The organism is Azospirillum argentinense (genome assembly GCF_000632475.1).
Lineage (GTDB): Bacteria > Pseudomonadota > Alphaproteobacteria > Azospirillales > Azospirillaceae > Azospirillum > Azospirillum baldaniorum.
The window spans coordinates 155,944-168,376 of record NZ_CP007796.1; the positions used below are offsets into that span (position 1 = coordinate 155,944).

The 12,433-nt window shown below is 66.5% G+C and carries 7 protein-coding genes and 4 pseudogenes; 6 read left to right on the top strand and 5 right to left on the bottom strand.

The features are described from left to right. Positions 1-104: 104 nt before the first annotated feature. From ABAZ39_RS33780 to ABAZ39_RS26960, 4 genes and pseudogenes are all read left to right on the top strand, one after another. Positions 105-594 (top strand): annotated as a pseudogene (locus ABAZ39_RS33780) (transposase); the annotation flags it as partial. 73 nt (positions 595-667) lie between these two features. Beyond that, a pseudogene (locus tag ABAZ39_RS35125) lies at positions 668-1,172 on the top strand (transposase). A 210-nt stretch (positions 1,173-1,382) separates the two neighbouring features. After that, entirely contained in the window at positions 1,383-1,979 is a 597-nt protein-coding gene (locus tag ABAZ39_RS37595) for a calcium-binding protein (RefSeq protein WP_051658614.1), read from the top strand. A gap of 248 nt (positions 1,980-2,227) precedes the next feature. Beyond that, positions 2,228-2,920, top strand: a complete 693-nt coding sequence (locus ABAZ39_RS26960; protein WP_014242581.1) for a trypsin-like serine peptidase — start codon at positions 2,228-2,230, stop codon at positions 2,918-2,920. Between the two features lie 75 nt (positions 2,921-2,995). Here the strand turns inward: ABAZ39_RS26960 and ABAZ39_RS26965 are convergent, their stop codons facing one another. Both ABAZ39_RS26965 and ABAZ39_RS33475 read right to left on the bottom strand, forming a co-directional pair. Next, positions 2,996-6,553, bottom strand: coding sequence for a two-partner secretion domain-containing protein (locus ABAZ39_RS26965; protein ID WP_081863372.1), 3,558 nt, complete (start codon positions 6,551-6,553; stop codon positions 2,996-2,998). Positions 6,554-6,747: 194 nt separating this feature from the next. Next, positions 6,748-7,329, bottom strand: a complete 582-nt coding sequence (locus ABAZ39_RS33475) for a calcium-binding protein (protein WP_051658615.1) — start codon at positions 7,327-7,329, stop codon at positions 6,748-6,750. 256 nt (positions 7,330-7,585) lie between these two features. On the opposite strand from ABAZ39_RS33475, the pseudogene ABAZ39_RS26975 reads away from it, so the two are divergent. Further along, a pseudogene (locus tag ABAZ39_RS26975) lies at positions 7,586-8,556 on the top strand (IS5 family transposase). A gap of 187 nt (positions 8,557-8,743) precedes the next feature. Here ABAZ39_RS26975 and ABAZ39_RS26980 read toward each other — a convergent pair. Beyond that, positions 8,744-9,025 (bottom strand): annotated as a pseudogene (locus ABAZ39_RS26980) (transposase); the annotation flags it as partial. A gap of 231 nt (positions 9,026-9,256) precedes the next feature. Here ABAZ39_RS26980 and ABAZ39_RS26985 point away from each other — a divergent pair. Continuing rightward, on the top strand, positions 9,257-10,312 hold the full coding sequence (locus tag ABAZ39_RS26985; protein WP_200885652.1) for a PDC sensor domain-containing protein: 1,056 nt from the start codon (positions 9,257-9,259) through the stop codon (positions 10,310-10,312). On the opposite strand, the gene istB is transcribed toward ABAZ39_RS26985, so the two are convergent. Together istB and istA are read right to left on the bottom strand one after the other, a co-directional pair. Next, the gene (gene istB, locus ABAZ39_RS26990; RefSeq protein ID WP_040137417.1) at positions 10,294-11,079 is read right to left on the bottom strand and encodes an IS21-like element helper ATPase IstB; all 786 of its coding nucleotides are present in this window, start codon (positions 11,077-11,079) and stop codon (positions 10,294-10,296) included. The two genes, ABAZ39_RS26985 and istB, sit on opposite strands and share 19 nt — an antisense overlap. Further along, complete coding sequence (istA, locus tag ABAZ39_RS26995; protein ID WP_040137418.1) at positions 11,079-12,383, bottom strand: IS21 family transposase; 1,305 nt, start codon at positions 12,381-12,383, stop codon at positions 11,079-11,081. The genes istB and istA overlap by 1 nt, the downstream gene beginning before the upstream one ends. Positions 12,384-12,433: the final 50 nt, after the last annotated feature.

A 12,433-nucleotide genomic window follows, 5' to 3' on the forward strand; every position in this document is an offset into this window, starting at 1 on the left:
CCTGAGCTGGCGTAGGCGGGCCGGTTGTCCACAGCGGGGCGGCCATCGTGGGTCTTCGGTAGAGTCTAGTCACCACACCTCAACCCGACCGAAGGGTGACCACGATGACCGCCGAGATGATGGCGCTTCGCGCGCTGCTGGAGAAAAGCCCTGACGCTGACGTGCTGCGCGAGATGATCGGCTTCGCGGCCGAGCGGCTGATGGAGCTGGAGGTTCAGGGCCTGACCGGCGCCGGCCATGGCGAACGCTCCGCCGAGCGGCTGGTCCAGCGCAACGGCTACCGGGATCGCGACTGGGAGACCCGTGCCGGCACCGTCGAGCTTGCGCATCCCCAGGCTGCGCAAGGGCAGCTACTTCCCCGGTTTCCTGGAACCGCGCCGGATGGCCGAGAAGGCACTGACCGCCGTGATCCAGGAAGCCTACGTCCACGGCATCTCGACGCGCTCGGTGGATGAACTGGTCAAGGCGCTCGGTATGGGCGGCATCTCCAAGAGCCAGGTCAGCCAGCTGTGCGAAGAGATCGATGAGTGGGTAAAGACCTTTCTGGAGCGCCCCATCGAAGGCGATTGGCCGTACCTGTGGATCGACGCCACCTAGGGCCGGGACCCATAAACGGATTCCCACGGTGGCGTCAGTGTGATTCATAGCCTCCGAAGGGAGGCTGTTTATGGATCAGGACTTTTTCTGGCTGAGCGACGCTCAGGTCTCTCGGCTTGAGCCGTTTCTGCCACGGGACACGCGGGGGAAGCCACGGGGCGATGACCGTCGGGTGATCAGCAGGATCATTCATGTGCTGATCTCCGGCTGCCGGTGGAAGGACGCTCCTGCCGTCTACGGCCCCCGTAAGACCTTGTACAACCGCTTTCAGCGGTGGGCAGCCAAAGGCATTTGGGCCACCATGTTCCACGCGTTGGCCAGTGCGTGCGGCCCACGACACCAACGCCGTGCGCCGGAAGATCGAGGCCAAGGGGGCCGCCCCCAACATCCCGCCCAAGGTCAACCGCCGTTGGAAGAGCTGCTTCTCTCCCTACCTGTACCGCAACCGTAATGCCATCGAGCGCATGTTCAACCGGTTGAAGGATTTCCGCCGTATCACCACCCGTTACGACCGCCTCGCCGTCAACTTTCTGGCGGCCGTCCAGATCGCTGCTCTCGTCAGCTACTGGTTATGAGTCCCAGCCCTAAAGCACCGCGGCACCAAGATGCTCTACAACGAGGGGTGTCGTTGAAATCAAATGAAATGCACCACTCTGTGGTTATATGAAAAGAAAGAAGATAACAAGATATTCGGAGAGAAAGTGAACATTTAAACTTATCTCGGAAAACATACGCGCTTTAATCCTCCTCACAGGGTGATGCCCTGACAAACCAAGGAGGAAACCATGCGAATTGTTCCGAATGCGACCGAAGGCTCTGACGTTCTTCAGGGAACGTCCATCAACGATACTTTCAATGGACTTGGTGGTGGTGACCAGATTTTCGGCGGGGCCGGCGCGGACACCATCAGCGGCAATGACGGCGACGACGTGATCTTCGCCGACGTCTATGCCGGCCAAAGCGAACCCAGCCTGGGGACCGACACCGAGGGCACGTGGAACAAGCTGTTCGGCGACGCCGGGGACGACGTGCTGGTCAGCGGTGCCGGTTTCGACGACCTGTGGGGCGGGGTCGGCAACGACACGCTGACCGGCGGGGCCGGTTGGGATTGGTTCGTGTTCGAGCCGGGCAGCGGCGTGGACGCCATCACCGACTTCACGCCGGGCAGCGACCAGATCATCGTCATGCCGAACATGAACGGGGTCGGCGATCCGGTGCTCAGCCAGAACGCCGACGGTACGGTGGTCGACTTCGGCGCCGGCAACGCCGTGCTGCTCCAGGGCGTCGCCCTGGCCGAGCTGCCGGCCGACGCCATCGTCACCGCCCCCTACAGCGACGTGGCGTCCTTCTACAGTACGGCAGTAAACGCTCTTCTAGGCTGATCGCAAGATCGGCCAAGTTTTCCTGGATCAGGTTTTCCAATGGTGAAACTCCGGGCTCCGTGCTGTTCGCGCGGGGCCCTTTTTTTGCGAAAATCAAGCAATCCTGATTAGAAATATTATTGCTATTCTTCTGCTGTTTCAGTGACCGCTTCGACTGTGCGTACTTCGTTCCTGGGGTTGAATGATGGTGTTCGGGATCGGTGCCCGGAATTCTCCATCCATCGGTTCACAGCACAGGAGCAGCAGCGATGTCCCAAGTCGAAGTGACCAGCCAGACCGAGTATCCTTGGCAGAGCATCGTCTTCATCACCTCCACCTACGCGAACGGCGAGGTCCACACCGGGTCCGGTGTGATGGTCGGACCGAATGACGTCCTGACGGCATCCCACGTCGTCTACGATTCGACGACGGGCCAGAGCCCGATTGAGATCACCGTCACCCCGGCCTTCGACCCGTCTCCCTTCACGGCGCCGTTCGGAAGCGTGGACGCCGTCTCGTGGCATTACAACGCCAACTTCGATCCGAACGGGGACGGCCTGATCGTGTCCGGCAACGGCGGCGCGGGCCTGGAAGGGGTGGAACTCGACTACGCGTTGCTCGATCTCGGCGTGGCGCTGGGCTACGAGACGGGCTGGATGGAGATCGATCCGACCTTCGTGTCCGGCAGCGTCAACCTGACCGGATTCCCGGATCTGTATGGCAACAACATGATGAACGATATGGGTTGGGTCGCGGACAACCCGTTCGACGACTTCATCGACATCAGTGGCCTGGAGGTCCATCCCGGCAATTCCGGCGGGCCGGTCTGGTACGAGGAGAACGGCGTCGGTCACGTCGTCGGCATCGTCTCCACCGGCGTTGCCGCCCATGATGTCATAGCGAGCTACGGCACGCTGCTCGACTGGATCGCCGATAATGACCGCCTGATCGCGGCCGCCTGATCGCAGCCGTGTGACCCGCTCAAGGGAGGCCTCCGGTGGGGCGAAGCCGGAACCGGGGGCCTTTCTTTCGCCCGCCTATCGGCAACCCGGCCTCGCGGCCATCTGGAACCGGAGCGGCGGCGCCGGCCCTGATGCGTCACCGGCCTTCCCGCCTGCCGGCCCGCCGTAGGGAGAGGGCAGGGCGGCGGCGGGGTCCAGCGGCAGGCCGCCACCGTTGCCGACGATCAGGCTGCTGCTCGCCCGCCCGCCCCGGCCGGCGCAGGTGTCGCGCAGCAGGTCCCGGCTGCCCAGGAAGCTCTCCGGCAGCTTGACCAGGCTGCTGGCGATGGTGTTGTCGGGCGCCGGTGTGGAAATGGTCCCCGACACGCTCTCGGCCGAAGACGCTTCGATCACCGTCGCGGGGGAGGACAACAGCTGGTCGGCCCGGATCGTGATGTTGCCGCCGTTGCCCTTCTGCGCGTTGGCCTGGATTCGGCTGTCGTCCAGCACCACGAAGGGCGGATCGATGACGATGTTGCCGCCGCTGCCGGTGCCGCCGGCGACCGAGGTCGTGATCGCGCTTTCGTGCAGGTCGAGCAGCCGGCCGACTTGGATGGTGATGTCGCCGCCGTTCGCCGTGGTGGTCTGGGTCCGGATGGCCGCACCGTCCAGCGCCAACTGGTCCGTCGCCGTGATCGCGACCGATCCGCCCGTCCCCGTTCCCTCGCTTTCCGCGCTGACCGTCCCGTCCCGGCGCAGGAGAAGATCGCCTGCGCGAATGGTGACGGAGCCGCCATCGCCGGTCGAGCCCGGCTGGGCGCTGCTCAGCACTCCGGTCGCTGTCGGGACGCCCTGGCGGTCGATCAGCAATTGGCCGGCCTGCACCGTCACCGAGCCGGCATTCCCCTTCTCGAAGGTGGTGCTGCGGATCTGGCCGCCATGGGTCAGGGAAATCCGCCCCGCCGTCGTCACATGGACGATGCCGCCCTGGCCGCCCGAGCCCTGTTCCGCGCTGCTTCCGATTCCGGTCAGGCGCGGCGGACCGTCGACGCCGTGGATCGACAGCGATCCGGGCTTGACCGTCACGGCTCCGGCATCGCCCTCGCCGAAGGTGTTGCTGCCGATCTCACCGCCGTTGAGGATCGCCAAGTCGCCGGTGGTGGTGACCCGGACCGTTCCGGCATCGCCCTTGGATCCGGGCTCGGCGTTGCTGGAGATGCCGGTGAAAACCTCGTCGGGGATGCCCATGATCGCCAGCGTTCCGGCATGGACCGTCACCGCCCCCGCGTTGCCGTCGCCGAAGGTGTCGCTGGCGATGGAGCCTCCCTGGCTGATCGCCAGCATGCCGGCCCCTACGGTCACCGTGCCGGCGTTGCCCTCGCGCACGTCGGGGCTGGAACCCCGGTTGGCGTTGCTGGAAATGCCCGTGAAGCTCTGCCCGCCGTCGCCGGTGATGGCCATCGAGCCGGCCCACACGGTGACGTCGCCCGCGTTGCCGGAACTGAAGCCGTTGCTGCCGATCTCGCCGCCCTGGTCGATGGTCAGCGCGCCGGCCGAGGCGACGCCGACCGTGCCGGCATTGCCGCTGGAAAGGCGGTTGGCGTTGCTGGAGATGCCGGTGAAGCTCTTGCCGTGATTGCCGGTGATCGACAGCGACCCGGCGGTCACGATGACATTCCCGGCGTTTCCCGTGGTGAAGGTGTTGCTGCCGATCTCACCGCCGCTGGTGATGGTCAGCGGGCCGGCGGTGCTGACGCGGACCGTGCCGGCGTCGTTGGTGGAGCCGTTGTCGGCGTTGCTCGTGATCCCCGTCAGGACAGACGTCCCGGTTCCGGTGATCGACAGCGAGCCGGCCGTCACCGCGACGTCTCCGGCGTGACCGGCACTGAAGGTGTTGCTGCCGATCTCGCCTCCGTTGGCGATGGTCAGCGGGCCGGCGGTGCTGACGCGGACCGTGCCGGCGCGCCCGCCGCCGTTCGTGTTGGCCTGAATGCCGACGAACACGCCCCTGAAATCGCCGAAGACGCCTTTCACCCCGGTGATCGACAGGCGTCCGGCCTCGACCGTCACGTCGCCGGCCCGGGAGCTTCCAAACGTGTTGCTCGCGATCTGCGCGTAGGGGCCGGACAGGTCGATGGCGCCGGCACGGACGGAAACCATGCCCCCGATTCCCGTCGCGGTCTCCGTGACTTGGCTGATCAGGCCCGTGAACACGTCGCCCGCACCGCCGGTGATGGTGATCGTGCCCGCGTCGACGGTGACGGGGCTGGCATTGCCAGACCCCTCGATGCGGCTGCCAATCTGGGCGGTGTCGCTCAACAGCAGCGGCCCGGTGATCCCAAGCGTGACCGACCCGGTGTCCCCGGTCGCCCAGGGATAGCCCTCGCTGACGATCCGCGACCGCACGCCAGCCGTCGAGTCGCCCGACATGGTGAGGCTCCCGGCGTTCAGGGAAATGTCGGCGGCCTTGCTTGCCCCGTAGGTGCGGCTCAGAATCGCGCCGCCCTTGTGGATGTCCACGCTGCCCGCGGCGATCGTGATCGGGCCGGCCAAGCCGTTCGCGAAGAAGGCCGCCTGGCTGTCGATGAGCGTCGAGAAGGTCTCCCCGATGCCCTCGATGGACAGGCGGTCGGCGGTGACTGTGATCGGGCCGGCGCCACCCTGGCCGAAGGCAATGCTGCCGACGCGCGCTCCCTCGCGCAGCGTCACGTCTCCGGCTTGGAGGCTGATGGGCGCTCCTTGGCCGCTCCCCGTCGCGACGCTGATGAGCGCTCCGCTGGCAATGTCCAGAGACCGGCTTTGGACGTCGAGGCTCCCCTTGGCGTCGGCGCTGCCGGTGTTGTTCGTCGCGACGGTCGCGTTGTCGATCGTTAGGGAGTCCCCACGAATCCGGACGCTGCCGCCACCGTTGCCGCTGGAGGCGACGGACGCGCGATCGTGCAGCCGGATTTTCCCCTGCTTGGCGGCGTTCACGGCGCCGTCGGTGAGGCGCACCTGCCCGGCCCGGCCCACGGACGCCACCGTCACGCTCCCGCCCGGCGCTTCGACGCGGCCCGTCGCCCCGCCGCGCACCTCTATATCGCCGCCGACCAGGGACAGGGCCTTGCCCGGCTTCACGGATATCCGTGCGCCATCGACCTTCAGCGCCCCCGTGGGCCGGTCGAGGAAACCGAAGGCGGCCGGCGGGGCGGCGGTGAAGCTGCTCCCGCTCTTGTCCAGAGCGGAGAAGCGCGCGCCGTCGGCGAAGTGCACCTCGTGCGCCGTGCCGACGTGCAGGCTGGCCGGTACGTCCACCACGGCGTTGGGGCCGAAGGTCATGCCGGCCGGGTTGATGAGGTGGACATCGGCCTGCCCGACCGTGGAGCGCAGCGTGCCGTCGATCGCCGACGGGCTGCCGCCGGTGACCCGGCCGACCACGTTGCGCACGTTGCCCGGCCCGGTGAAGGTCACCGTCTGACCCTGGTTGACGTTGAAGCGGTCGAAGCTGTGGAACAGATTCCCACCGGCCTGGGTGCCGAGGCCGGCGCCGATCTCCACAAGGTTGCCCGATAGGCTCACGCGTGGGCCGGTCGTGCCGTCGGTGGCGATCTGAGCCAAGGCGGCCGCCGGTGACAGCAGGGCGACCACGGGGGTGAGCAGGAGTCTCCGCCGCATGCGACGCCCTCCGCGTTCCGAGTGCCAGCCAGCTTACCCCCCAACCGCATCCGCCCGACACGGCGCAGAGGCGGATGCGTTTCGCCTTTTGCGACTGCGGAAAAGAAGAGCTGACAAAGAAAGAGCTCCGCGCGGATGGCGCGGAGCCCGAGGTTTCTCACTTGGCACATCCGAAGCGGAAGGAAACGCGACGCTCAGCCCAGGAGGGCCTCCACCGCGGTGGTGTAGAAGGACGGCCCGTCGCTGTAAGGGGCGATGACGATGGCGTCGGCCGGCAACTCGGCCAGGGCGACGCCCCGGAGCAGCACCGCGTTGCCGGCGCCGAAGTCGACCACCGTGCCGTCGGCGTTCTGGCTGAGCACCGGATCGCCGGCCCCGTTCATGTTCGACATGACGATGATCTGATCGCTGCCCGGCGTGAAGTCGGTGATGGCGTCCACGCCGCTGCCCGGCTCGAACACGAACCAGTCCCAACCGGCCCCGCCGGTCAGCGTGTCGTTGCCGACCCCGCCCCACAGGTCGTCGAAACCGGCGCCGCTGACCAGCACGTCGTCCCCGGCATCGCCGAACAGCTTGTTCCAGGCGCTCTCGGTATCAGCCCCGGTGCCGCCGTAGCTGTCCGCATAGATCATGTCGTCGCCAGCGTTGCCGTTGATGGTGTCCGCCCCGGCTCCGCCAAAGATCTGGTCGTTGCCGCCCAGTCCCTTGAAAGTATCGTCAATGGAAGTGCCCTGCAGCGTGTCGGTGCCTTCGGTCGCGTTCGCAATGATGGTCATCGCAATCTCCGTGGTATGACTGGGCATCGCCCGGTGATTGCGATTAAAACGTACGAGGAACTCGGCATCAGTTCACGCAATCACTGAGCATCATCAGATTTTGTTATTTTATTTCTTCTTTCGGTAATCGCGGAGCAGGAGTCACTACACGAAAGGGACCTTCAACTTTGCGCATGTTGAGACAGGGTGTCCGCGTGTTGCATGGATGGGCTTGCTGGCGTAGGCAGAGGCCCCGTCCGCTCTCTGGTTGTACATCATGCCGCAAAAGGCCAACGCCGCTCGTCGTCATCACATTCCCCGGCCCAAGTGCCGGGTGACGAACTGGGCAGAGTACGATGCCACCTTGCGGCAGCGGGGCAGCCTGACGGTCTGGGTCACTGATGAGGCGATTGCGAGCTGGAAGGCGGCGCCACGGACGACACGGGGCGGGCAGCCCAACTGCTCGGATCTGGCAATCACGACAGCATTGATGCTGTGCGCGGTCTTTCACCTGGCGTTGCGCCAGACCGAAGGACTGATCGGCTGCATCCTGCAACTGCTCGGGCTCGACCTGCCGGTGCCCGATCGTTCCACCATCGCCCGGCGCACCAGGACCGTCGCGCTGCCCAGCAAGCCACGCTCATCCAGCGGCCCCCTTCACCTGTTGGTGGACAGCACGGGGCTGAAGCTGTGCGGGCCGAGCGAATGGTTGATCGAGAAGCATGGCACGAAGAAGCGGCGCTCCTGGAGGAAGTTGCACCTCGGCGTGGATGCGGAGAACGGCCGGATCGTTGCGGCCACGCTGACCGACCGCGACGGCGACGATGCCGCTCAGGTCGGGCCGTTGCTCGACCAGAGATCGACGAACCGGTGGCCGCGCTCACCGGGGATGGTGCCTATGACCGGACTGGGGTCTACGCCTCGGTCCACCAGCGTCATCCCGAAGCCGCGGTCGTGGCACCGCCCCGCGCCGACGTTGTGCTCAGCGACACCGCCGCGACCGCGCCCACGCAGCGCGACCGGCACATCCAGATGATCGCGGAGAACGGCCGGATGGCTTGGCAACGGGACAGCCAGTACAATGTGCGGGCGCGGGTAGAGGGTCAGATCGGCCGCTGGAAGCAGGTCATCGGACCGGCCCTGCGCTTTCACACCGATGAGGCGCAAGCCACCGAGGTGGCCATCGCCGCCGCAGTCCTCAACCGCATGCTCGACCTCGGACGCCCGAACTCTGTCCGCGTCTCCTGATCACGGAGGCGAGCCAGGCGGAACTGTAACCCCGGCCACCTCCGGCTACACCGCCAACGCCATTGTCCACCATGGACGGCTGGACGAGGGCGCGTCGCTGTTGAGCAAACCCTTCAGCCGCGAGGCGTTGGCGGCCAAGATGCGCCACGTGTTAGAGAGCTATGCAGGAAATTGGGTGACGGTCTGGTCAGGCGGCGTCCTGTGAGGCGGCTTCGGTGACCTCGATGCCGTCACGGAATGTGACGCCCTGGATGACCTTGGGCAACTGGTTTTCCCCCTGCAGACGGCGCCACGTCTTCGCGGCGGCAGTGACCAGCTTGAAGACCATCAGCTTGGCGGTGTCTTGCGAGAGCGCCCCCTTGGTGCGGACGGTCCGGTGGCGGACGGTGGCGAACACGCTTTCGATGGGGTTGGTGGTCCGCACATGGTCCCAGTGTTCGGCGGGGAAGGCGTAGAAGGCGAGCAGCGACCTGGACATTGTCATCGACGTCAGCCCGCTGGCCGAACGGCCTGAAGATTGCCGTCGGGCCGGACTGGAGCGTAGGGTGCACACGACAGGGTACCCGGCGCACCTTCTGGAAGCGGGCCATGGCCGTTTGGCAAGCCACGACCGCGCCAGCACGAACGAGTTGCGCGCATGTTGAGTGCGAAGCGCTATCTCCGTTCCCGCGACACTGCCGACCCGTCAGATGCCCATTGAATGATCGACGTTCCCCATGAGACCCAGTACGGTCCTGGGACATTCGGACTTCTCGCTATCAAGCCACCACATGCCCAACGACCAACCGACGTCGCCCCGTCTCGGCACAAGGCGATGCCCCTCGTGACGACTGACAGGTGGCTCGGCCTGGTCACGACCGAGAAGGCTTCCACGTGGGTCCCGCTGCTTCTGCTTCTGATCGCAGCCCCCCTGTTCGCCATCATCCTCACCAGTGCTTTCAGCGTCAGGACCGAGCAGGAAGCTGAACTTTACGAAGAGGCCATCCGTTGGCTCATCAACATCGAAGATGAGCAGAAGCATGTCTTCGGCGAAGCCGGCCGCGCGCTGAGTGCGCTCATCGACACCGGGGTCGGGGCGATGAGCCCGGCCCAATGCGCCACTGTCCTGGCGCGTCTGAGAACATACTACCCACGTCACTTTATGTTCACCGTCACCGACGCCAATGGTGTCATTCGGTGCTCCACCGAACCCTTAGCGCTCGGTCACTCCATTGCGGATCGGTCCACCTTCCAACAAGCCCACATCACTGACGGCATCATTCAGGGCTTAAGCCGACCGTCAGAGTATTCTGGCAAGCCGATGATTCCATTGGTCAGGCGGTACGTGGATGATGCCGGACGGTTTGCCGGAACCGTCAACGCGGTGATCGACACCGCCTGGCTTGAAGATCTCCTGCAGCGCAAGCCCTTGCCTCCGCACGCCAGCCTGTTGATCGCGGACCGGGCGGGGACGCTGTTCGCGCGTGCTCCGGAAGGCAGTGCCCCTCCGGGAGGGTTGCCGGAGTTCCTGCACCCGCTGCTCGGGGCAACGCAACGCGAGGTGACCGACATCGATGACGGCAGGGGCAGGCGTCTGATTACGGCGCATTCGCCGCCGGAAGTCGGCGTGAGGGAAACCCGCAGCATCCTGAATATCGATCGGGATGGCAGTGGCCGACGCCGCGATGCTGCGGGTGTCAAACGACATCCCGAACTGCCCCCCTGGCGACACGAGGAGCTGCCCCCCGGTTGCGCCGCTCAGGCGGTGGTCGGTTGAGGCGCCGCAGCGGGCTTCTGCAAAAGCCCGCTGCGGCGCTTTTCGCGCAGTCGATAGCTGTCACCGCGGATGGTGACAACATGGCTGTGGTGGAGCAGCCGGTCGAGGATCGCGGTGGCCACCACCGGATCGCCGAAGACGCTGCCCCATTCCCCCACGGCCCGGTTGGAGGTCACCAACATTGCCCCCTTCTCGTAGCGGCGGCTGACGAGCTGGAAGAACAGATGCGCGGCGTCCGGCTCGAAGGGCAGGTAGCCCAGCTCATCGACGATCAGCAGCTTGGGCTTGGCGTACTGCAGTAACCGTTCCTCCAGCCGGCCGTCGGCGTGGGCCTTGGCGAGCTGGGCCACCAGCGTCGTTGCCGGGCTGAACAGCACCGAGTAGCCGGCCACGATGGCCTCCCGCCCGATGGCCACTGCCAGATGCGTCTTGCCCACCCCCGGTGGTCCAAGAAACAGCACCGCCTCGCCGTTGGCGATGAAGCGCCCCGACGCGATCTCCCGGATCTGCGCCTTGTCGAGCGACGGCTGGGCGGCGAAGTCGAAGCCGGCCAAGTCGCGCACGAAGGGGAAGCGGGCCAGTCCGAAGCCCATGTCGATGCGGCGCTGGTCGCGCCGGGCGATCTCCCGCTCGCAGAACAGCGCCAGGGCCTCGCGGATCGTCAGTTCCCGCCGCCCGGCCTCGTCGATCAGGCTGTCGAGCTGGTCGCGCAAGGCCGTCAGCTTCAGCCGGTTCAGCATGGCGATCAGGTGGTCGTGCTCGCTCATCAGAAACCTCCCCCGGCCACGGCCTCGTATTCGGCCAGCGGACGCAACAGCGACGCCACCGCCGCCACCGCGCTGCCGTCCTCGGGTCGGGCGACGCGGACCGGGCGGCCGTCCGCCCCGGCGACACCGGCCAGATGGACGTCCTGCATCGAGCGCCCGTGCCGACCCTTCAGTTCGGCATGCACCGCCACCTCGCGGCCGGCGTGGAGAACCCGCAGCGTGCCGGCCTCCACCATCACCCGGACCCGTTCGCCGATCAGCCGCCAGGGCACCGAGTAGGCGTTGCCGTCCACCTCCACCGCGCAGTCCGTGCCGACCCGGCGAACCAAGTCGCGCGCCGTGGTGAAGGGCGGGATGCCGGCCAGCGGCTTTAGCGCCTGGACCTCCTCCCGCCGGAACCGCTCGATCGGCGCTTCGCCGGTCGTGCCGTGAAGCCGTTGATCGGCGATGTCCCGCGTCCAGGCCTCCAGGTGTCCTTCCAGTTCCGCCCAGGTCGCGAAGGACCGGCCGGCGATCGCGTTGCGCTTGACGTAGCCGACGCCACGCTCGTCCTTGCCCTTGGTGCGCGCCCGGTACGGCGCGCAGGCCCGAACCCGGAAGCCCCAGTGCCGGGCAAAGGCGTGCAGACGCGGGTGCAGCACCACCTCCCGGCTGGCCGCATCGTGGTGCAGGATCAGCGCCCGCGCGTTGTCGAGCAGGACTTCCTCGGGCACCCCACCGAAGGTCCGGAAGGCGCTTTCCAGGCCATCGAACCAGCTGTCCTGCTTCTCATGCCCATAGGCCCGCACATGCAGCCGGCGGGGAAAGCCCAGGGTCGCCACGAACAGGAACACCGCCGTCGCCGCGCCACCGATCTCGACGCGCCGGACGCCGAAGTCGATCTGCATCTGCTCGCCCGGCCGTGTCTCGAAACGCACCGTCGCCCGCGCCTGGGCAACCAGTTCCCGGCGCAACGGCGCCACCGCCCGCTCCACCGTGCGCAGACTGACCGCGATCCCTTTCTCCCGCGCCAACTCCTGCCGGATCACGTCGGCGTTGCCGGCGTGCCGCCGGAACCGCTCGGCCAGCCAATCGCCATGATCATCCAACCGCTTCGAACGCGAGGGCGACGCGCACGGACGCCACGCGCCCAGACCCAGCCACCGCTTCACCGTGTGCTTGGAGCAGCCCAGTTCCGCCGAGATCCGCTTCACGCCCCAGCCCAACGCCTTCAGCTTCGGCATCGCCGACACGTCATCCGGCGCCTTCATCACGTCCCTCCGCGGTTCACAGCCCCGCGGAAAAGCCTCGTTCAAGCTCGGCATCTCTCAAGTCCCCTTCTCTCAAGGGGGGCAATTCCTCGTGTCGCCAGGGG

Coding starts and splice junctions, on each gene's coding strand:
- ABAZ39_RS37595 (WP_051658614.1), top strand. CDS start 1,383: ATGCGAATTGTTCCGAATGCGACCGAAGGCTCTGACGTTCTTCAGGGA.
- ABAZ39_RS26960 (WP_014242581.1), top strand. CDS start 2,228: ATGTCCCAAGTCGAAGTGACCAGCCAGACCGAGTATCCTTGGCAGAGC.
- ABAZ39_RS26965 (WP_081863372.1), bottom strand. CDS start 6,553: ATGCGGCGGAGACTCCTGCTCACCCCCGTGGTCGCCCTGCTGTCACCG.
- ABAZ39_RS33475 (WP_051658615.1), bottom strand. CDS start 7,329: ATGACCATCATTGCGAACGCGACCGAAGGCACCGACACGCTGCAGGGC.
- ABAZ39_RS26985 (WP_200885652.1), top strand. CDS start 9,257: ATGATCGACGTTCCCCATGAGACCCAGTACGGTCCTGGGACATTCGGA.
- istB (WP_040137417.1), bottom strand. CDS start 11,079: ATGAGCGAGCACGACCACCTGATCGCCATGCTGAACCGGCTGAAGCTG.
- istA (WP_040137418.1), bottom strand. CDS start 12,383: ATGCCGAGCTTGAACGAGGCTTTTCCGCGGGGCTGTGAACCGCGGAGG.